This is a genomic window from Deltaproteobacteria bacterium (assembly GCA_016874775.1).
In the GTDB taxonomy this organism is placed as follows: domain Bacteria; phylum Desulfobacterota; class Binatia; order Bin18; family Bin18; genus VGTJ01.
The window spans coordinates 1-21,656 of the sequence record VGTJ01000067.1 but is presented as its reverse complement, the minus strand read 5'-3'; the positions used below and the strand labels follow the sequence as shown (position 1 = coordinate 21,656).

At 53.9% G+C, this 21,656-nt stretch carries 17 protein-coding genes and 1 riboswitch; of the genes, 9 read left to right on the top strand and 8 right to left on the bottom strand.

All coding sequences use genetic code 11. The features are described 5' to 3' along the window. Positions 1-486: 486 nt before the first annotated feature. Positions 487-1,062: a DUF1579 domain-containing protein gene (locus tag FJ147_12990; GenBank protein ID MBM4256799.1), complete on the top strand. Its 576-nt coding sequence runs from the start codon at positions 487-489 to the stop codon at positions 1,060-1,062. 528 nt (positions 1,063-1,590) lie between these two features. Here FJ147_12990 and FJ147_12985 read toward each other — a convergent pair. The 3 genes from FJ147_12985 to FJ147_12975 all read right to left on the bottom strand — a co-directional run bounded on the left by FJ147_12985 (position 1,591) and on the right by FJ147_12975 (position 7,237). Then, a complete protein-coding gene (locus tag FJ147_12985) occupies positions 1,591-5,436 on the bottom strand; it encodes a hypothetical protein (GenBank protein ID MBM4256798.1) in 3,846 nt (1,281 codons plus the stop codon). Positions 5,437-5,538: 102 nt separating this feature from the next. Beyond that, on the bottom strand, positions 5,539-5,775 hold the full coding sequence (locus FJ147_12980; GenBank protein ID MBM4256797.1) for a hypothetical protein: 237 nt from the start codon (positions 5,773-5,775) through the stop codon (positions 5,539-5,541). Positions 5,776-5,932: 157 nt separating this feature from the next. After that, positions 5,933-7,237 carry an IS256 family transposase gene (locus FJ147_12975; GenBank protein ID MBM4256796.1) on the bottom strand — a complete coding sequence of 435 codons (1,305 nt, stop codon included), beginning with the start codon at positions 7,235-7,237 and terminating at the stop codon, positions 5,933-5,935. A 276-nt stretch (positions 7,238-7,513) separates the two neighbouring features. Next, a riboswitch (cyclic di-GMP riboswitch) is annotated at positions 7,514-7,625 on the bottom strand. A 436-nt stretch (positions 7,626-8,061) separates the two neighbouring features. Between FJ147_12975 and FJ147_12970 the strand changes: the two genes are divergently transcribed. Both FJ147_12970 and FJ147_12965 read left to right on the top strand, forming a co-directional pair. Next, positions 8,062-8,547 carry a hypothetical protein gene (locus FJ147_12970; protein MBM4256795.1) on the top strand — a complete coding sequence of 162 codons (486 nt, stop codon included), beginning with the start codon at positions 8,062-8,064 and terminating at the stop codon, positions 8,545-8,547. Between the two features lie 24 nt (positions 8,548-8,571). Next, positions 8,572-8,745 carry a helix-turn-helix transcriptional regulator gene (locus tag FJ147_12965; protein ID MBM4256794.1) on the top strand — a complete coding sequence of 58 codons (174 nt, stop codon included), beginning with the start codon at positions 8,572-8,574 and terminating at the stop codon, positions 8,743-8,745. A gap of 4 nt (positions 8,746-8,749) precedes the next feature. On the opposite strand, the gene FJ147_12960 is transcribed toward FJ147_12965, so the two are convergent. The 3 genes from FJ147_12960 to FJ147_12950 form a co-directional block, all read right to left on the bottom strand. Further along, positions 8,750-9,523, bottom strand: a complete 774-nt coding sequence (locus FJ147_12960) for a TatD family deoxyribonuclease (protein MBM4256793.1) — start codon at positions 9,521-9,523, stop codon at positions 8,750-8,752. A 241-nt stretch (positions 9,524-9,764) separates the two neighbouring features. Beyond that, a complete protein-coding gene (gene metG / locus FJ147_12955; protein MBM4256792.1) occupies positions 9,765-11,303 on the bottom strand; it encodes a methionine--tRNA ligase in 1,539 nt (512 codons plus the stop codon). A 135-nt stretch (positions 11,304-11,438) separates the two neighbouring features. After that, positions 11,439-12,467 (bottom strand): hypothetical protein, encoded by a 1,029-nt coding sequence (locus tag FJ147_12950; GenBank protein ID MBM4256791.1) that lies wholly within the window; start codon positions 12,465-12,467, stop codon positions 11,439-11,441. A gap of 347 nt (positions 12,468-12,814) precedes the next feature. On the opposite strand from FJ147_12950, the gene FJ147_12945 reads away from it, so the two are divergent. Both FJ147_12945 and FJ147_12940 read left to right on the top strand, forming a co-directional pair. Then, entirely contained in the window at positions 12,815-14,560 is a 1,746-nt protein-coding gene (locus tag FJ147_12945; protein ID MBM4256790.1) for an NAD-dependent epimerase/dehydratase family protein, read from the top strand. 183 nt (positions 14,561-14,743) lie between these two features. Then, positions 14,744-16,132, top strand: coding sequence for a wax ester/triacylglycerol synthase family O-acyltransferase (locus FJ147_12940; protein ID MBM4256789.1), 1,389 nt, complete (start codon positions 14,744-14,746; stop codon positions 16,130-16,132). Between the two features lie 100 nt (positions 16,133-16,232). On the opposite strand, the gene FJ147_12935 is transcribed toward FJ147_12940, so the two are convergent. After that, positions 16,233-17,648, bottom strand: a complete 1,416-nt coding sequence (locus tag FJ147_12935) for an amidase (protein ID MBM4256788.1) — start codon at positions 17,646-17,648, stop codon at positions 16,233-16,235. 9 nt (positions 17,649-17,657) lie between these two features. Further along, positions 17,658-18,050: a RidA family protein gene (locus FJ147_12930; protein MBM4256787.1), complete on the bottom strand. Its 393-nt coding sequence runs from the start codon at positions 18,048-18,050 to the stop codon at positions 17,658-17,660. Positions 18,051-18,500: 450 nt separating this feature from the next. Here FJ147_12930 and FJ147_12925 point away from each other — a divergent pair, with 450 nt between their 5' ends. From FJ147_12925 to FJ147_12910, 4 genes are all read left to right on the top strand, one after another. Beyond that, positions 18,501-19,571 carry an LLM class flavin-dependent oxidoreductase gene (locus tag FJ147_12925; protein ID MBM4256786.1) on the top strand — a complete coding sequence of 357 codons (1,071 nt, stop codon included), beginning with the start codon at positions 18,501-18,503 and terminating at the stop codon, positions 19,569-19,571. A gap of 15 nt (positions 19,572-19,586) precedes the next feature. Beyond that, positions 19,587-20,030 carry a GFA family protein gene (locus FJ147_12920; GenBank protein ID MBM4256785.1) on the top strand — a complete coding sequence of 148 codons (444 nt, stop codon included), beginning with the start codon at positions 19,587-19,589 and terminating at the stop codon, positions 20,028-20,030. A gap of 114 nt (positions 20,031-20,144) precedes the next feature. Then, positions 20,145-20,549, top strand: coding sequence for a hypothetical protein (locus FJ147_12915; GenBank protein MBM4256784.1), 405 nt, complete (start codon positions 20,145-20,147; stop codon positions 20,547-20,549). A gap of 214 nt (positions 20,550-20,763) precedes the next feature. Then, positions 20,764-21,615 carry a tetratricopeptide repeat protein gene (locus tag FJ147_12910; protein ID MBM4256783.1) on the top strand — a complete coding sequence of 284 codons (852 nt, stop codon included), beginning with the start codon at positions 20,764-20,766 and terminating at the stop codon, positions 21,613-21,615. Positions 21,616-21,656 lie beyond the last annotated feature (41 nt).

Here is a 21,656-nt window from a genome sequence, read left to right as displayed (position 1 = left end):
TACTAACGCATCTAGCTGGATCGACGCAAAAATTGCCGTGGCATTCCCGGCACCGACCAGTGGTTCAGTTGGACAGCTCCACATTTGCACTCAAAATGCCAAAGCCATTGGCAAATATCAGCCGCAAGGCGCTAGCCTCCGGTTCCCACATTGACAAATATCAGCCGCAAGGCGCTAGCCTCCGGTTCCTGCGTTCGCCCGACAAAAACCGGGTGCAAGCGCACTTCGGCTGATAAAATTGGCGCTGTCCAGATAGGCCGTGACTCCGGTCAGAATGTCTGGGGAATCGTTTCCGCTTGGTCCCCGGCCAAGGCTCAATCGCTCTTTGGCGTCCGTCAGCGGCAACTGCGAAAAAACGCGCCTGCGGTATTGCTAGTGCCGACTCCGTTACCGACAATTATCCCGTTGTAAATACCCAACTTGCGCCCGCCGCGGGCCCAATATCCGCTTCGATTTCGATTCCCCGTTTCCAGTAATGAGAAAAAAATGATTGCACGAATCTTCACTGTATTGTCATTGGCACTGCTGAGCGCAGGTGGCGCAAAAGCCCAGGGCACTCCCGAAATGCCCATGCCGCCGATGTCGCAACCTGTCGAAGCTCACAAGTGGCTTCACCAGTTCGAAGGAGAATGGACTACGACGATGCTGGCACCGGGCCAGACTCTCGAAGATGCTGGCGACGCCGCGCCTAAAGGCACGATGTCCTTCAAAATGCTTGGCGAATTATGGTTGATCAACAACGTCTCCGGCAACATGGGCGGCGGTGTGACCGTGAACGCTATCCTGACCATCGGCTACGACGAGTCAAAGAAAAAATACATCGGCAGCTGGGTCGACTCCTTCATGAACATCATGTGGCTCTATGAGGGCACCGTCGATGAGTCGGGCAAGAAACTGTCGCTGGAGGCCGACGGGCCAAACATGATGGGAGGCGAAGGAACGATCCGTTATCGCGACTCGTACGAATTCAAATCCGACGACCATATCGTGCTGACTTCCGAGGCCCAGATGGACGGAACCTGGACGACCTATGTGACCGCTGATATCCGCCGCAAGAAGTAGTCCGGTCTCAGGTAGCGAGCGCGCCCGTCGTTCAGCACGTGCACCCAAGGCCCTATTCAGGACAGGAATACGGGGACACAGCACTTTGCTAACGGCTGGTGGCGGGTTGGGAAAAATGGACAAGCATTATCGGCGTCGGGATTTTCGGCGGGTGGCTGATGAAATTAGCTGAGAGTGCTGCAGAATGAGGAGGCTTGATGGAGGCGTCTCTTGGACTTGACGGAGATCTCCGATGACGGTCGGGCGATCGCGACCCGCGGCGGCGTGTGCAACGTCGACAACGCAATCTCGTTGACCTCCAGCGGCTGAAGCGGCCTGCTGATCGACCAGGCCTCGAACGCCGTTGTCCCGGACTTGTCAAACCGATAGCCCTCACCATCGGAAGTGGGATCTGGTCCAGCCGGGCCGTCCATCGTCATCTGGAATAACGTATGTCCTTTTTCTTCACTGTTGCCCCTCGAAGGCAATCTACGTACCCGCCCAGTCCTCGTTGGTAGTTTCACTATACGAGTCATTCGCTCGCGATCACTAGACGAATTTCCAGCTCAATCCTGTCAAGGCTCGTAGGGCCTCCAGAAAGGTGACACCGTGTACATCCAGGATTTTGCCGCTACTATACGCCTTTCCCATAATGCTCTGGTCGGTCCAGCCATGAAATATGTCTTTATTTAGATCTTTCTTGACAAGAGCCGTATGTGCAACAGGACTGCCTTTCTGATATCCCTCCTCATTAGCATCATATTCATCACCTAGTCCAAATAGATGACCTACCTCATGCATTATGGTACGGTATTTATACGTCTCAGGAGGAACAGGAGGAAACCCCATTAAAGCCTCAATATGTTCTTTAGGTCGTTCAGGGATACAGGTAAGAGCAGTAATATCCCTATCAATGTCCCTGTCAAACCCGTCTGTGTGATCTAAAATGATTGAGGTAGAAGTAAACATTTTCGCTTTTTGTCCTACGCTTCCGAAGGTGACCTTTGTGAAAATAGTATTTGGAGCGAGGGTTCCGCTTCCCATTTCTTCAACTTCGCACCTGACTTCGGCAAACAGGTTCGAAATTCCTGGCTCATTGCATACGAATCGATGCCAGCCTCCCCAACATTCAACATTTAGGCGAAAAGTCTCTCTACACGATTGTTCCATAGTTTTGATGAATCCAGGCCAACGATTTGCCATTTCCGGGCTGATACCCTCAGGAGGCATCCATGGTTCGATCGTTATTTGAGCTTTAACTGTAATAGTAAGTACTTGAGTCTCCGAATTATATTCAATCTGGTCAAATTTACCCCATCCCGCTGAAGGCCTAAATCCATACTTGGTATATTTATGACTTACCGATTTATTGGATTTGTTGACAAACGACAACGGAGTTATTTGATTTGATGTGTTTTGCAAAACGGGCTTGAGAAAATCGCGAAGCAAATTGCCTGGAGCCTCGCCTATCGGACCATGAACGACTTGATTATAGGCGTTTTCTTCGAAGCTGGGAGTTCTTGATGCATGGGATAGCGATTCTCCAAAGCTATCGAGAGCTCTTTTCGCGGATTCCCCGCGATCACCTTCCGACCCGCCACTTGAAAGTCCGGTCCTCGTATCGGCATTGCTTCCTGTGCGAGACGCGGGATTACGTTCATCCATTTTTCGCCCATGAGCGATCTTCGTTGCAGCTCCGGTAAGACCACCGCTCGAACTGCCACTTCCACCCGCTCCAACAAGCGACTTCACCAGGTCCGCCGCGATCTGCCCCATGGCTACGGACTTCTGGGCTTCGGTCCGCATATTCTCGCTGGCAAGTTGCCCGGCAACTGCAGCCGCTTGCATCGTGCCATCCATGCCCGCCTGTACGAGATGTTGCGTTCCGGCCAGCCCGCTCATGTCCCTGAAGTTCAAGCTGCTAAGAGCTCCAAGCGAAGCGCCAATGCCCGTCGGGTTTGGAAGAGACGTTGGGTTAACGATATTCAGTACCGGAGGCGATAATTGGCCGGGCTTGAGGTCGTCCGGAGTCGCCCGACTTCCGGTTCCAACGGGCGAAATTTCCGGCGGAGCGAATGGGATCGGAGAGTCTTGCCAATTCCAAAAACGGGTAAGATCGAGCTTTTCGGCGGAGTTGGCTCGCCCCAGCACTGCCTCGGCGAAAACTCCATCCGTGGGAATCGGGATGAGGCGCTGGTTCGCCGGCTGGGACAGGTTAAGACCGCGTTTCTGTAAATATTCTTGCCATGGGACGTACTTTGGGTCGCCAGATGTTTCGTCGGGCTGAGGAATGCCCAATTCTCTCAAGGGTATTCCACAATCTTCGTGCGCATCGACTGGCGCACGCAAGGTCATGTAGTTGCCAACGACCTGCACCGGACCAGGCTCAACGATCTCAATCAACGGCCTGCTTCGCCATTTGTAGTGCGACAGGACTTGAGTCAATGTGGCCGTGTCCAGTCTGCGAAAAACGGCCCGGCTGTAGTAACTTCGGTGGCTATTCAGGTGAGCCAGGATTTCCTTGTCCAGCTCGGTCTCCTGAATGTCGATGCGGAGGATCCGTATCATTCCCGATCCTGATTCCAACGGTACGGGAGGCAGCGAAAAGTGGCGGCCCTGATCGATGCAGTTCAACTGCATCGATCCCGGCGTCGTGTTCGAGCCAGCAATCTCCAAAAAGATGGCCGTTATATCTTCCATCGTAGGGATAATTCTGGCGGGTGCCAGGGACGCCAAATCCACCCTGCCATCGGCCAATGTAAAGGGAACCGGACCGCTGGTCAGGTCAAGACGGCCTTTCTTCACCTCCGGGTTAGTGACAGAAATGGACTGGACCTGGACGGTCTCCGGGATAAACAGGCTATCGGATTCTGCTCGCAAGGGTGAACGTCCCAGAACACGAATCAGGGCCGCGATGGCCTCGTCGTTCCAGGCCAGCGAATCCCGGACGGCACGAAACACCGCCGGGCCAGCGTTGTCCATTGCGGCATTCATTCGGTCAATGGCGACGCTTGATTGAAAGCTTGCGGTGTTTGGAAAACTTTGCACGGCGTTGATCATGTTAGGAATCAAGGCTTTTGATTCGGTCAACGTCGCCGACTCGGTAAAGGTCACGTCCTTGGCTCGCGCCGTAATGATATTGACCGCATTTGCCGCTATGCCCTGAAAAATTGCCGGTCCGTTCGGCGAAACGCCGCCAGCGGATCCCGCCTGAAACACTGCACCCGTGAACACGTTAACCGCGTCAGTAATCGCTGCATTTCCCTGGCGTGACGAAAGCCAACTCTTTGCGTCCGGTGTCAAGCTCACGGTACGGATTCCATTCCAGGAATCGTCCGACAACAGAAATCGAATGCGGGTGTTAAGGGCGGCGGCAAAAAGCGCCGGCCGAAACCGCTCGACGAACTGTATCGCAGCCGGATTCTCCGGATCAAAATCGATCAATTCCATCGGCAAGAAAAGGCATCGATCCGCGCGCTCCAGTTTCACTTCCGTCCGATAGACCTGAACGACCTCGTAGTATTGAACGGTCAAAGCGTGCATGTGATTGTAATTTGCGACAATCCGTGTACTGACTTGCTGGTGCTCGCTCTGCGAAACTTCCCGAATGGCCGTCGCACGACGGTTACGAACACTGTTGGAATGTTGTTCCGTCCGGTCATTAACGTTTTGGGCCATCTCCGCGAAGATCGACCGGGTGCCGATCGACCACCCCGAGCTTTCGGCCTCTGCGGTTGTACCGGCCGCCTGATAACCACCCGAAACGTCCCCACTGGCGAATAGACTGGTGACCAGACCGGTTCCAATGGCCCCTGCGACTGCTCCACTCGATGAATCCGAGGAACTGCTGGAACGAGAACCTCCGCGTTGCATGTAGCCGGCGACCGCCGACTGGACTTCGCTCAACGACCGGACATGTTTAGTGCTGTGTGACAGTCGTTCCCCTTCTGCGACGCTCTCCGATGCCAACGACGCTGTTCGCCGTGACCAGTCGATGACTGTGATTCTGGTCGCCTCGCCCGGCGCCAACGCCAGAGAATGTAGCATATGCCCAAGCGTGACACCCTGAGAATACCAGGACTGCGAGAAGGTCAACAGCGCTCCGATGGCCGGGCGATTCAGGCCTCCCGGATCGAGCGCTGCATTCAGCGAAATGGGTCCGGTCAGATTTTCCTGGGCGCTTACACCATCCCCCAACATCTGCAGCATCGTCAAGGTCGAATAGTAGACGCGCTCCGTTGGGTACTGCCCCATGCGAGGACGCAACTCCTCGGTTTGAATCTCTTCCGGATCCATTGTGGTGCCGAACGACTCTCCCACAAGGCGTCGAGCAGCTATGCTCGGAGGCCAGAGCGCAAGGTCACGGATCGTCTTGACATCCAGGGCCGCAGTCAAGTCCTTCGCCTGCGCGGCGGAGAGGAGACGCAGGTTGTCGATAGGGAGTCCCGGAACGACATCAGGTGGCGAAAAATTCGCCTTGTCATTAAGCAGATCTCCTTAAACGAGTCCAAACCTCGCGGAAGTTCCGCCGCTAGCGGTCATGGAAAGGACACTGGCGGCAGTCGCGAACAGGTTCGAAGTCCCCAGGTCGAAGATGGTCTTGATACCGACTTCGGCCAGTGCATTCGCTGCAGCGACGCTGACACCAAGCAACTCCAACGTCGGCTGGACGAGTATTGCCGACAATTCAAGGGTGGAGGAACTGGCGCGGATAAATTCTCTGGAATCAGTCATGATCCACTTCCATTTGCCAAATTGTTTAGCGGCGTTTCAAGATGTTTTGTTTCAGCGTGAATTGTAGTGAATTGGAGTAGAGCGGGATCGAGGCTATTCAAAAATTATGATTTGAAACAGAAATGGGGTCAAGTCCTTCTCTTCCTGTAACCTGAAGTTAGGCAGCAGACGCGGCACTTCTACGGGTGTGGACTGGCTGTGATATTTCTCCGGCACTCACCTCCTGTTCATCGAGTTTGAGGTGCACACGCAAGCTCCGCATTTGTTGTTGTTCCAATTCACTGAAACACTTCTTGTCCCACCGCTCACTGACGCGAATCAACACGTCGTAGACCAACATCACCACATCGCCTTCTGCCCAGAGGTGCGGAATGACCTTGGTGCGGCGGCGTTCTTCGACAAAAGTCCGCTCCACCAGATTGGAGGTGCGCACATATTGTTGATGGCGTTGCGGGACGGCCAGATGATTGAGACTGGCGTCGGCATCATCTAATAAGCAGCGACACAACTCGGGAAACTCCCGCTGGTACTGTTCGACAATGGCGTCCCGTCTCTGTTCGGCTTTCTCCCGACTCGGCGCATCGCGCATATCCACCAGTAACGCCTTGACCTCTGGCCACGCGCGGGCGGGCACTTTCTGCTGAAAGTTCTGCATCTTGTGAAACCAACACCGGATGCGTAAGGACTTGGGCCACACGGCATCGATCGCCTTGGTCAGGCCTCCCGCTCCATCGGTGGTAATCGTGATCGGCGTCCGCATTCCGCGTTTGACCAACTCCCGCAAGACGTCCACACAACTCTCATAACTCTCACTATTCGTGGTTGAGAGATGGACCAATACTTTGCGTCCATCCTCACAGATGGCCCACACACAGAGGATGCCGGTTTTCTGGCCCCAGCGCCGGAGTGGTTCATAGACGGTATCAATAAAGAGGTAGGTCACGGTTTCTTGACTCAGATCTCGGGTCCGCCACGCTTCATATTCCTCACTCAAGGTTGCGCTGATCTCGCTGACCGTACTTTTGCCCAGGACGAAATGGCCCAGCGCACTTTCTAAACTGTACTCAATATCTCTCTGGGACAATCCGCCTACATACATCTCCACGATTAAGCGTTTGAGCACGTCACTGGTGGTGGCCATCTGGTTCCATAATGCCGAGCGAAACGGTTCCTCGCGCCCCCGAATCTGGGGCCGCTGCACATGAAAGAGGCCTTCGGCGGTCTTCAGTGTCCCCTGCTCATACCCGTTGCGATACCCTAATTTCGCTCCCCGCGCTTCGTACCGCCCCCGCCCTAACGCTTCCGCTTGTTCGTGCTCTAAGGCTTCTTGCAAAATCCGCTCAGTGGATAGACGGACAATCGTGCTCAGTAACTCTTCGCCACTTTGCCCATCCCGATGTCCCTGCAATAACGTCCGTAACGCCTGTGCTTTCTGTTCACTCGGTGCTATTTTCTTCTCCATACGGGAGTCCTCCTTACTATATGGTTAGTAATCTTGTTCGCTACTTGATTACCTACCGCAGAAGTGATTCCCGTCTACGCCCCTCGCTTTACAGGGATTCTAGGACATAACCCGCCGTTGAAGTGCTGAGGGGTGCGTTTCGTGCGTGCCATGATGAACTCCCTTCCTGATAAACCTCACCCGCAGCCGCTTGCGCGACTGCTGCCCTCTCCTTGACAGGCGAGGGCGGGAACCGAAAAAAAGCCGGGTTACCGTGTGACCATTACAGTGGTCACCGCTGGCAACCCGTCCAACTTGACAGCTCTTCACTCCTGTAGAGAGGAGTTGAGCAGCGCAAATTCCGTGGGCTTTCCGTCCCCGAGTCACCTCGGGTTTGGCCCTATTTCTTTGCACGGGTGCCAGACGGCAGTCCGTGCATTTATTTACTTACTTAAGAAGTCGTTGCTCAAGAGGAAATCGGATCACGTATTCAGGTCTCATGGGTAAAAATATTTTGCATCCTCCGGCCTTTTCCCCTTGTCCGCCGGTGTTGCCTGACTCCGCCCGCCAAACCGCCTTCAACGTCGAACGGTTTTCGATCGCTCACCGTTCCTTCTTCCACACTTCACCGGACGGCGACAATTGTTCGCAGGTCCCATTTTTTGGCTCCAAATAGGATTAACTCACTGATAGTGACTAAAATGCGCTGACCGAATGGTGCGGTAGTCTCGCGTGCCATGAGCGGCTCGTGCCGCTCTAGTTCTCATCTACTGCAGCGGAGTGCGACAGGGAGGTATCTGGACAGGACAAGATCCGATGTTGTAAGACGAACATGGAAAAGACTGATGGGTGTTCTTCGTATCCGCCACATGGCGGATGCGGGATTCTCGGTCAGGAGCACGGGAATGAACCACTTGCGACCGTACTTGGTGCAAGCCTATACCAACGCCGAGACGTGGAGCGAGCTGCAGGACGAGAACCGCCGGTTGCGGCAGGCTATTGAGGAAAGCAACCGTGGCGTCATCATCGTCAAGAGCAACGGTCGTATACACTCGTGTACTGACCAGGCCCGGCGCTGGTTAGCGACGTATTGTGGCTATCTGCCCAACGCTGGTGAATGGTTGCCAGCTGAGGTGCGTCGGTGGTTCCTTCAGCAGCACGCACAGAGGACACAAACCGAGACGCCCCCTCAGCCGTTCTCATCTTTGATGTTAAAGCGCGAGAATACGCAGTTATCCATCCGTTTACTGACCGACGTGAATGAGAATCAGCACACGTTGTTATTGGAAGAACGAACAACACGCCTGACACCTACCTCACTCATAGTGTGAGGGCTCAGTTCCCGCGAAGCCGAGGTGCTCTATTGGCTGGTGCAAGGGAAAACCAATCCTGAGATCGGCATCATTCTGTCGATCAGCACACGGACCGTGCAGACCCACTTGGAGCGGGTGTATCTGAAATTGGGTGTGGAGACGCGTAATGCGGCAACGCTCTATGTCTTCGAGCGATTGGGGCTCATTGTCGGCTAAATTCTCAACAGCCAAACAACACTCGGGTATTTTGCCAGGCCGCCTCTCCGATCTCTGCCGTCGTAAGCCCTTTTACTTCTGCCAGTATCTTGGCGACCTGCACGACATACGCTGGCTCGTTGCGTTTGCCCCGATATGGCAATGGTGCGAGCAACGGACAATCGGTTTCAATGAACAGGCGATCAAGCGGAACATTGTGTGCCGCCTCGCGTAGATCTGTCGCGCTTTTGAATGTGACAATGCCGCTGAAGGAAATATAAAGACCAAGCTCAAGCAGCATTCGTGCTTCGTCAGCACTGCCAGTGAAGCAGTGCATCACGCCACGAATCTGGCCTTCACCTTCCTCACGCAAAATCTGTGCGGCTTCTGGATAGGCATCGCGCACATGCATCGATAACGGCAACTGCAACCCGCGGGCGAGGCGAATGAACTTGCGAAAGTGCAATCGTTGTTCGTCGCGGGGTGAGTTGTCGTAGTAGAAGTCGAGACCAGTTTCACCTAAGCCGACGACTTTAGGTTGCTGTGCGAGTTCGCGTATCCGCACATATGTTTCATCGGTAATCGACTTGGCATCGTGCGGATGAACACCGACGACAGCAAAGACATCTTCGTGTTCTTGTGCAAGCGCAACCGCTTTCTCGTTGTGCACGAAATCACCGTTGGCGCCGATGACAATGAAGCGCGACACTCCTGCTTCCCGTGCACGGGTAAGCATGGCGTCGCGGTCATCGTCGAATTTTACGTCGGTTAAATGGCAGTGTGAGTCGGCAAACAGCATGAGTAATCACCTCATGGGAAATTTTACTGGGGTTGTCTTTAGCCGCGGAGCGGCATTTGAAGGTAGCCCGGCCTTTCAAGGCCGGGAAAGGATCAACATCATACCCATCGCATCGCTACGCGACGCGGAGAATCAGGTGCCATCACATCCAGGCCGTACACGACCTGGCTACCGTCAACCGTCCCTACGGGACGAAAAAGGCTCAAGCGTGACATCGAAACGATTCGCTATCCTGCAGTCTTTATCCTTCCGCGCTCAATCTCGGGAACAGCGCTTGTGACTTCTGCACCTGGTGCCCGACCGCAAACGCCTGGCCCCACGGTAAGCCGTAGTTGTTCCACTGTTCTTTCGGGAGATTCAGTAGCGTCAACAACTTGCTACTGGTCTCCGGCAAAAACGGAAGCAACAACTGCGCGGTTATACGTAACGCTTCCAACAAATTGTGCAATACAGCACCGACGCGTGGCATCTGTGCTTGATCCTTCGCCAGCGTGAACGGCGCAGTTTCCGTAATGTACTTGTTGGCTTCGTTGGTCGCACGGAAGACTGACTCCAAAGCGCGGTTTAACGCCAAATTGCCAACGTGCTCTTCTACTTCACTGATTGCTCGGGCAACTGATACTCGTAGATGCGCATCGATATTTGGTATCGGTGAACTCAACGGCTGCACGACACCTTTAAAGTAACGATCTTGCATCGACAACGTCCGACTGACGAGGTTGCCTAAATTATTCGCCAAATCACCATTATAACGGTTGATGAGATTCTCTTGACGAAAATCGGCATCCTGTCCGAATACGCTTTCACGTAACAAGAAGTAACGAAATGCATCAAGCCCGATCTTCTCTTTCATCTCTAGTGGTGAGATGACGTTGCCGAGGCTTTTGGACATTTTCTGGCCTTCGACCGTCCAGAAGCCATGCACGTTAAGATGTTTGTAGAGTGGCAGGCCAGCGGACATCAGCATCGTCGGCCAGAACACGCCGTGTGGTTTGAGAATATCTTTGCCGATGATGTGTTGTGCGACTGGCCAGAACTTTTCATAGACATCTTCGCCTTTGTATTTCAGGCCGCTGATGTAGTTGATCAATGCATCAAACCACACGTAGGTGACGTAGCGCTGATCAAACGGCAACTCGATACCCCACGTCAAGCGGCTCTTTGGGCGCGAGATACACAGATCGCCGAGGTTCTCATCGCGCAGCATGCCGATGACTTCATTCTTGAAGCCTTCAGGGCGAATGAAATCTGGGTTGGCTTCGATATGTTTGAGGAGCCGCTCTTGGTATTTACTCATGAGGAAGAAATAATTTTCTTCCTCAATGTACTTCGGTTCGGTGAGGTGGTCCGGACATTTGCCATCGCGCAATTCTTTGGGAGTGTAAAAGCGCTCGCAGCCAACGCAATAGAGTCCGCCGTAGCTACGAAACTCAATATCCCCCGCTTCGTAGACTTTGGTAAGAAACTCTTGCACGTACTGGATGTGATACGGATCAGTCGTGCGAATAAAATGGTCGTAGGTAATATCGCAGACATCCCACGCCGCGCGAAACGACGCACTGACACGATCGGTGAACTCTTTCGGAGAGACGCCAGCCTGTGCGGCCGCTTCGGCGACCTTGTTGCCGTGTTCATCGGTACCGGTGAGATAAAAGGTCTCCCAACCTCGTGCGCGGTAATAGCGCGCCAGCGTGTCGGTGATGATCATCGTGTACGCACTACCAAGATGCGGATCACCGTTCACGTAGTAAATTGGCGTAGTAAAGTAGGTTTGTGGCATAGAACCTCTTGGGGCTAGGGACTAGGGACTTGGGACTAGAGATTAAAAAAATAAAACGTAATGCGTAAAATGTAACGAGAAGAGTGAAACGTAATACGTCCCCTTTTATTCTTCACTAGTCCCAAGCCCCTAGTCTCATGTTTTCTGCGAAAGTCTGAGTAACATATCCTCAACCGCTAACTGGCGGTTTGCATTCCGCCCAAGCGCTTGCAGTGTATCATAGACGATTGTGAGCTGTTGCAGAGCCCCCTCGACGCCGAGCTGGGTAGCAAGTTGGGCAATGGCAGACAGGCAACTATGATGGCGGATTACTCCGTCAGCACCGAGCACCGCGTAGCGTAGCACTTCTTCGTACCATGACAGGACGATCTCTAAGCGATCACCACCAGTCATATGCTCGTCTGCAGCATCGCTGTTCCTGGCCGACTTCTTCACGCGATTGGCAACTACCCATTCTGCGAAACGAGAAAGATCGGTAAACGAGGCACTGCGCAGTTTCTGTAACTCTTCTTCGACGTAGCGTCGTTCTTCAGTGAACAATTGCGGGTCAAGGCTGAGCGCGCGCCCTATGCTTCCGCGACTATACAACGCGAGCGCCTGGGCCGTTTCGTTGTCCTTGCCGTGTGTCTGCGTGAGCAGGGTTTCAATGATGGAAGCTGACAATGCGGAAAATCGCATCTGCTGGCAGCGCGAGAGTAGGGGGCGCGATAACGTGGCAGAGTTCAGGGTTAACAGCACGAGCAGAGCATCTCCGGGAGGCTCTTCGACAATCTTGAGCAACGCACTCTGGGCCGCAGGTGTGAGCGTATGGGCCTCTTCAACGATCGCCACCTTTTTTTTTCCGTGTACAGGACGCAGACTGAGCAGGCGTTGCAAATCGCGCACTTGGTCAATAGAGACTGACTGTTTCCCTGTTTCCGGTGCCACGAATTGGACATCTGGATGCGTCCGTGCTCTCAGCATGACACAGTGAGTACACGTGTCGCAGCCCGTGCCGGGGTGCGTAGTGCAAAGGAGTGCTTGGGCGAGCGCCAAGGCCGCCTGTTTCTTTCCCACACCCGCCGGACCGACAAAGAGATAGGCATGTGCGAGGCGGTCGCGCCCTAGCGCATGCCGCAATGTCGCAATTGCTGCGTCTTGGCCGTGGATCTCATTCAGGAGCATGGACGAGAACGTAAAACGGAACAGGAAGGACGTAAAGGGGAAGGGAAAAATTGTGGATTGCGGATTGGAGAACGAGGATTAGCAAAAATCTAAATCGAACCAGGAGAGATTGGTACACCTAAGCTATCACCCTGAGTGCAACGAAGGGTCTCGCAGAGAGATTCCTCACTCCGCTCAGAATGACAGAATCGCAACGTCCCAGCATCAAGTGTACGAATGGTCTGTGGTCTCATTGAGCCCCTTTCTTTGCTATTCCACAATCCACGATCCACAATCCTCGATTCACAATCCGAAATCCGCAGTCCGCAACTGGCAATTCCGCAGTCCGCAATCTACAATCCGCCATTATGAGTACTGCACGAACAACAGCTGAAAGTGATGCTAGCAATCCGGCGCGCTACGTGATGCGGATCAACACGCATACCGGTGAGGAGATGCCGGGCCCGATCGATCCCGATGATCTTCTCATTCATGCGTATCGCGATCACCACCCGTTAGAAGTCACTGCGCAGTTTCTTGCCAGTCGCGCGATCCAGTTAACTGGTAGTGAGGCATTGGCTCGGCAAGGGTTACGGATCGTCAACACGGTCGGGTCGCTTATGGCACAAACAGTGGGCCGGGCGGTTGGCAGTGTAGATCTTGAACATCAAGCGAAGAAGCTTCTCGGAGTTGTCGACCGAGATGCGGTTTTTCAGTTTCGTGCCCCCGCCCATTTAGCAGAGAAAGAAGTCTCCACTCGTATTGAACGACTACAGCGTGATGCACGCAAGCTGTTTCGTGCTCGTGGGCGCAAGCCTCAACTCGTCGTCCTGCTCACCGGCGCGACGGGTTTCGTGGGTAAGGAGATTCTGTACCAAGCCGCAAGCGATCCGCGTATCGCTGAAGTCATTGCGGTGGTTCGTCCAGAAACGTTGCGTGATCCGAAAACCAAAGCGGTAACCAAAACACTCTCTCCACACGAACGTGGTGCTCTCCTGTTGCAGCGGCTACAGGTGACTGGACCGACGACAAAGAAGTTTCAGTTTGTTGCTGGCGATATTGAGCAGCCGCAATTGGGAATAGCTCCCGAGATTGTGGAACGACTGCGCAGCAAGGTCACTCACGTTATCCATTGTGCCGCCAGTGTCTCATTTGACGACCCCTACGAGGCGTCATTTCGTGCCAATGTCTTGGGCTGTCGTAATGCACTGACCTTCTCGTTAGCGTTGCAGCAAAGTGAAGAATCGCCGTTCATTAATCATATCGCGATTGAAACATCCTATATTCATGGACGTAAACGGCACTCTTTTGCGCAAGAGAGCGTGCTCGATTTCCCGCGCCACTTTTACAACAATTTCTACGAACTCACAAAAGCGATGGCCTCGATCGAGACCGATCGGTTTATGATTGAGAAGGGCCTGCGAGTCACGCAGCTCCTGCCTGCCATTGTCATCGGCGAAGCGCGTACCGGCAACAATCGTGGAGACACCAAAGTCGTCAATGCGCCGGTCAACGCCTTTGGTCGTGTGCATCAGGCTGCCGTACAAGCCAATACCTTGAATGAACAACTGAAGGCCTGGTTGATCGGTCTTGTGGCCAATAGTTTTCCCGGCGATAACACGGCGGAAATCAACCTGGTCCCTGTTGATCGTGTGGTTGCAGGAATCCTGGCTGCTCTGGCAACGCCTGATGCCGTTGGGCAACGAATTCATCTAGCAACCGATAATCGAATTCGTTTCGACGATATGATGCGCATTATTTATGAGGAACTGGGTGTGAAGGTCCGTCGCGCTGATCCGACATTATACCGTAACGTGGCCTTCCCGGTAGTGAAGACCGTCCTCAACGCGGTAAACGAGAGTCGGTTGGCGGACGGACTTGAACGACTAAGCGTGATCTTTGGTGGCTACAGCGAGTGGGGACACTCGTGCATCGAGTCGGCAATGATGTGCGAGTATTGGGGCTGCCGCTGCGTCGACCGAATTTTGGCCGTGTACGTGACGCAGACGAGATCGCTCGACGGGAAGCAATCTGGGAAGGACTGTGCACTACCCTGGAACAGAAAACCGGCCATGAAGTTGGAGCGATTGCCGCCGATGACTTCCGTCGCTTGATCGCAGAAGAACTTGCACTGGATACATTTCATGCTCGTCCAGCGCATGCGCAAGCCGCTAGACCGCGACACCGATCACCGCGGCGTCGTGCGGCGGCTGCGTATGCGCCGCAACAGAAGGACGACAGTGGGAACGGTCGGAATTCTTCACCACGAGGTCTAACGGTCATTAAGTAAAAGAACCATGAATAAAGCACTGACGCTCATCGATCTCGCGTTCTTGGCACTTGAATCACAGGTGCAAACTGGCCATGTCGGCGGGTTGGCGATCTTCAAGCTCCCGAAAGGCGCGAAAGATGGCTTCTTTCAGCGTGCTGTCGAAACGCATAGTGACTGGCAACGCACAGAAGGTCTGTTTCGCTTGGTCTTGCGTCGCAAAGGTGTTGGTCTGGGCTGGGTTGAAGAGGAACAGGTCGATGTCGCGTCTCACATTCAGTATCTTGCCTTGCCGAAGCCGGGTACGCGCCGACAACTGTACACGCTCGCAGAACGGTTACATGCCCAGCCGCTCAATCGTCGGCACCCGTTGTGGGAAGTTGCGTTCATCGAGGGGCTCGAAGGAGGGTGCGGGGCAATCTACGTCAAAATACATCACGCTCTGGCTGATGGCATCTCTGCCATTCGTTTGTGGCTGAATACGTTCTCTACCTCAGCGAAAGATCACTCACAGTTGCTGTGGCACGCCCAATTACCGAAACGTCAAGCTGCGAACGAGGGAGAGCGAAACGTCTCGACGAAGATCATGCAGTTTTTTTCCTCACTCTCTGAAGGAGTGATGTCCGCAGCGCCGATTGCCTCAACCGAAACGGTCCGTTCGCTGCTCTACACGATTGGGGCATACCAGGGGTCGGAAGTCTCAACCTTCATGGCGCCACGCACGCTCTTCAACCGTCAGATTACTAACCGACGGCGGTTTGCCTCGTGTGATCTCTCATTACAAGAGATACGGACAGCAGCGAAGCAGGCTGACGCAACCGTCAACGATGTCGTGCTGATGATTTGCGCGAGTGCGTTGCGGCGCTATTTGTTGGATCAGCAGGCGTTACCGGAGACGCCGTTGACGACGTGGATGCCGATCTCGACCCGGCGGGAAGGTGACACCCGTCCCAGTAATCAGATTGCGATGACCTGTGTATCATTGGCGACGCACCTTGCTGATGCGCGCGCACGCTTCCAAGAAATCCGCGCTAGTGCTGAAGCCGCGAAACAAGACACACTGACACGTTCGCCGGAAGCGAATAACTGGCTTGCGGTGTTGCGAGGCAGTCTTCCACTGATGACAGACTTATTGGGGGTGAATGAATTCGTTGCTCCTGCGGCAAATCTGACCATCTCTAATGTTCCGGGTCTGAATCAGGAGTTGTATTTTCACGGCGCCAAACTCGAAGTGATCTATCCCATGAGCGTGCTGATGGGAACGATCGGACTCAATATCACGCTCTTGAGTTGTGGGGATACACTTGGAGTTGGGTTGCTCGCGTGTCCAGACACAGTGCCTGAATTGGAGAAACTGGCTGGGTATGTGGGAGAGGCGTTTGCGGAGTTTCGGCGGATGAATAGAAAAAAACAGTAGGGTGGGTATCGCCCACTATTTCTTTGTGAACGTGGAGTTCCGTTAGGTGGGCCGTGCCCACCGTATAAAAGCATTGCCCACCATTTCCTTCTTTCTCATCCTACGAAATCTGAGGCCGTTGTCTCCAAAATCCCGTCGCCTGCTCAAAAGCATGGGCAAGTTGCAAGACGCCAAAATCATCATGATGTCGTCCGACAATTTGCACGCCGATCGGCAAGCCTTCTGGTGTGAAACCACACGGAACCGAAATCGCCGGGAGGCCGGTGACGGTGATGTAGTAGCACGAACGCATCCAATCGAGGTATGTGTCCAGCTTTACGCCGTTGATCTCGGTAATGTAGCGCTGTTTGACGTCGAATGGTGGTACTTGAGAGACAGGCAGAATCAGGAATTCGTACTGCTCCATGAACTGGCGCATACGCTGATAGAGTTCCGTGCGTTTGCGTTCCGCCCGTCCGATCTGGGGGCCGGTGAGTTTCATGCCTTCTTCAATGTTCCAAATCACCGTGTCTTTCATCTGTTCGCGATGTTTCGCCAGCATGTCGCCATAGCCAAGATCGAACATCCACGCACGCCACACACGAAACGCTTCATCGGCATCGCGAAGGTCTGGGGTTGCTTCCTCTATGGCGCAGCCTAGCGAGGAAAACACCGAGCGCTGTTTTTCCATCGCTGCGGTTACGCGCGGATCAACTGGCAAGCCACCAAGATCTTGACTCCAGGCGATACGCACACCTGTGAATGATCGCTCTAACGGGCGACGAAACTGTTCGCCGGACTCACTGATAGAGATGGGCGCACGTGCGTCTGGACCGGCCATCGCGCTCAGTAGTAATGCGGTGTCTTGTACCGTGCGCGCCATTGGTCCTTCGACTGGTAATGGACACCAGGCAATACGTGAGGGCCAGACTGGCACGCGACCAGGTGACGGACGAAAACCGACCACGTTACAAAAGCTGGCGGGATTGCGCAGTGAGCCGCCGAGATCACTGCCATCAGCAATCGGCATCATGCCACAGGCTAGGGCCACGGCTGCGCCGCCACTACTGCCGCCACAGGTCTTAGTCAGATCATACGGATTCAACGTCTCACCAAACACTTGGTTAAAGGTTTGTGATCCTGCCCCGAACTCTGGCGTGTTAGTCTTGCCGATGGTGATAGCTCCGGCAGCCCGCAGGCGCTCGACGATAATTTCGTCTTGATCTGGAACGAAATCTTTGAAGATTGGCGAGCCCAGCGTCGTGCGAATGCCTTTGGTCAACACCAAATCTTTATGAGCAATCGGCAACCCATGCAGTGAGCCAAGCTCTGCTCCACGGGCAATTGCCTCATCAGCCTGTTTTGCGCCTTCTCGTGCTCGTTCAGGAAGGTAGGTGACAATTGCATTGACTGTGGGATTGACCCGCTCGATCTGGGCAAGATGTGCGTCCATCACCTCGCGGCATGAAAGCTCCTTAGAACGAATACGTTGTGTGAGTTCGGTCGCCGTTATGAAGCAGAGTTCTGCGCTTGACATGGTTCCCTCTCAATCAGTGATGACTGCATCAGCTTCAATTTCAATCAGCATGTCAGGATGAACTAAGCGCGATACTTCCACGAGGGTTGATGCCGGACGAATATCGCGAAAGAACTCAGCGTGCGCTTTGCCGACGGCTTCGGTCTTGGAGACGTCGGTGACAAACATACGCGTGCGCACGACATGTTTCATTGACGCGCCACCTTGCTGTAGGGCCTTTTCAATCGTGCGTAAAGTGGTGAGTGCCTGTGTATACATGTCGCCAACACCGGCAACTGACCCATCCGGTTGAATCGCGGTACTGCCAGAAACGAAGATCTGATTGCCAACCTTCACTGCGCGTGAGTAACCGAACACTGGCTCGTAGGGAGCGCCGGACGAAATGTTTATACGGGTGGACATTAGGGGTTCCTCCTTCTTTGGGATCGCAAAACTAGGGACTAGGGGCTTGGGACTGGGGGCTTGTCGCTCTTGAGACTAGAGGCTGGAGGCTAGAGACTGGTCCTCCCCACCCAAGCCTCTAGTCTCTAGTAGTCAGTCCATTTAATTTTGAGGGATAGGGTTTCGTCATGCCCGCGCAGGCGGGCATCCAGGGAACTTCAGCAGTGGCCTGTAGTTAAGCCGCCTGGATTCCCGCTTTCGCGGGAATGACGTCTCTTGAGTTATCCATCAAAACTTTCTGGACTATCTACTAGCCTCTAGTCTCTAGTCTCTAGCCTCTAGTCTCTAGCCTCAAAGTTCCTTACTGACTACTGACTACTTTTTTCATTTGCTGCATTCAACCCCTCGCCTTGACATCGTGCCAGCCCTCGCGGTACCGTCGCGGCGGTTGCGAAAGAAGAGGGGAATCTTATGGACTTTGGCATTTGTGTTCCGTCGAAAATTGACGACGTTGGTTACATCGCTCGGGCTGAGAACTTAGGCTACTCGCATGCCTGGGTCGCCGATAGCCAAATGATCTGGTCCGACTGTTATGCGGTGTTGGCGTTAGCGGCACAACAAACTCGCACGATTAAAATTGGGACGGGTGTATCGGTGGCTGGAACGCGTATTGCGCCGGTGACGGCCAGTAGTATCGCGACGATCAATCGGTTGGCACCTGGTCGGACGTTTCTTGGTATTGGCACTGGCAACACTGCCATGCGCATCATGGGCCACAAGCCGCTCAAACTGAAGGAGTTTGGCAGCTACCTCAGGACTCTGCGCGGATTGTTGCATGGCGAGGAAGTCGAATTGACCTGGCGTGGCGAGACCACACCGGTCCGCTTCCTGATGAAAGAGCAAAAGTTTATCGATACTGAGCATCCGATTCCGCTCTACATCTCAGGTTTTGGACCAAAGGCACAAGGACTCGCTGGTGAGTATGGCGAAGGGCTGGTGATGTCGATCCCACCTGATCCTGGTTTCATGTATCGCGCGCTCAATAATGCCCAAGCCGGTGCCTCGCGTGCCAACAAGACGCTCACGAAAGATAATTTCTATACGGCGTCGCTGACGACTGCTGTCATTCTCGAACCAGGCGAGAAGCTGAATTCTGAACGAGTGCTGCGCGAATGTGGTGCCTTTGTCATTGCCTCGTTGCACTACGTCTACGACAAGATTCGCCAGTTTGGTGGTGACCCGCCGGGCCATCTGCGGGCCATGTGGGAGGAGTATCGCGCGATGGTGGAGAAGACTCCCGCTTCGCATATCCACCTGCGCATTCATGATGGCCACTGCACGTATTTGCTTCCGGAAGAAGCCAAGTTCGTTACTCCTGAACTGATCAAAACAACCTGTTTGGTCGGTACCCCTGACGAGATCCTCGAACAGATTCGTCGACTGGAAGAGGCTGGGTTACATCAGATTATGATCTTGCCCTCGTTGGAAACTCAGTATCGAGTGATCGAGGACTTTGCCGAGAAAGTCATGGCGAAATTATAGAAACAGGAGGTTGTCATGAGTGACCACCCTGAGATCAATGCTCCCGTGCACGGCGAATGTTTTTGCGGTGCGGTAAAATTTGAAGTGACGCTCCCGACACTGTTCTGCGCGCATTGCCATTGTTCCATGTGTCGTCGTGTCCATGGCGCCGGCTACGTCACCTGGTTTGCGGTGCCGTACACGCAGTTCCAGCTGACGGAAGGTAAAGATCATCTGAAAATTTACCGCTCCTCTGATCATGGCTGGCGATCGTTCTGTGACGTATGTAGCAGCTCACTTTTTTGTGAGTCGACGAATCACCCACAACATATTGATATTGTCTTGGCTAATCTCAAAGGCGAAATCGACCGTCCGCCGCAAGCGCATTATTACTATTCCAATCATGTCGATTGGGTGCCACTGGATAATGAGCTGCCGCGGTTTGGTGGAGAGACTGGGATCGAGCCGTTGGAGGAGTAACGCTAGGGGTTGGGGACTTGGGGCTTGGAACTGGTGGGGAGAGAGTTCGTGCCTAGCTCCCAGCTCCTCGTTCTACGTTCTGTGCGGTTCTTACCGCGCTTTTAGGAGGTTTCCGTGTCGACGACTGAACAAAACAAAGAGATCATCCGTCAAGCCATTGCCGCACTGGGGCGTGGCGATATCGATGGGTTCTTAGCCGATACCACTGACGACTTTGCGATTACCGTTATGGGAACACCGCCAGGTGGGTCGACGCTTTCAGGTAAACACAATGTGATTGCGATCCTCAAGAAAGTATTTGGGGCGAAGATTGTGAATGGTGCGATTCCCATGACGATTGACAACTTCATCTGCGACGGTGAGTTCGTCGTCGAACAGGCACGTGGGAAAGCCAAAACCCTTGATGGACGTGATTACAACAATATGTACTGCCGCGTGTGGCGAGTGGTCGATGGCAAGATTCGTTCACTCAATGAGTATATGGATACTGAGCTCGCGCGGGCGTGTTTGTGGACGTAAATGTAGGCGGGTGGGCTACAAGCGAAACCACCCCTATTTTTACAAATTCCTTAAAAATTCCATAAGAAAAGGGTAAGCGCATCGGGTGCCATCTGATATGACCAACCATACGTAATGTGCCTATAGCGGTCGCTTGCAGGTCGGCGTCACGGTGTTAGGGGCGGGGGGAGCCAGACGACCACTGCGAGTGCTGTTGCTAACGAAAAGGAAGGTTATGTCAGAGTCAGCCCCAGCGCCCACTGCGACGAAACCTATACCCAAACGTAACCTCGCTTCTCCTCCTGAACTCTCAGAAAAGCGGGATGCTGCGTACGACCTCAATGTCGAGACGACGGTCGGGCACAAAGACGGTTGGGGGCTCGCGATGGCAGCGGCGTTCCAGCCGCAAGAAATGCCGTCTCCCTCCTCTTCATCTTCTGCAAGTACCTGGGTAGAGGAAGCGACCCAACGGCAAGATGCTCATTTGTGGCGACTGCTGGCACGCGCTTGTGAAGAGAGAGGCGAATATCGTGAGGCGTTGGGGTATGCGACAGAAGCCTTACGCGTACAGCCGGACAATGTTGCTTCGCTCAGTCTTCTCGCGCAATTGCATGAGAAGCGGCACGCCGACTCGGACGCTGCCCGCTGGCACCAACAAGTGCTGGTTCAGGATCCTACGCGCAAAACCTCGAATCGTTTCCTTGCCCATTATCACTATGCTCGGGATGACTACAAACGGGCGCTGTCCTATTTCACGCAACTGCTCGAAGCAGAGCCGCAATTGCGGACCAACCGCCTCTACTGTGTGCTCACGCGGTTGAAAATGTCTCATCTTCGCGGCGGTGCGAAGTTCCTTACTGAAGTACATAGTTGGCGAGATCTCTCTCCGGAAGAACGTGCATTGGCGCATGAACTGTTTGTTCTGTCTGGAAGGCGTTGTCTTGCGGGAAAACAGATTGTGCGCGCAACGCAGTACTTAGGCGGTGGCAGGAAACAACTTACCGCAATAGTGATTGACCGGAGTGGAGAGCCTCTGCACAAGAGCAGGGATGAGAGACGAGACCATTGTGTGCTGGCTTCGGTCTAAGTATCGAAGTCTGGTCGAAGAGCTGGATGAACGCGGGCGAC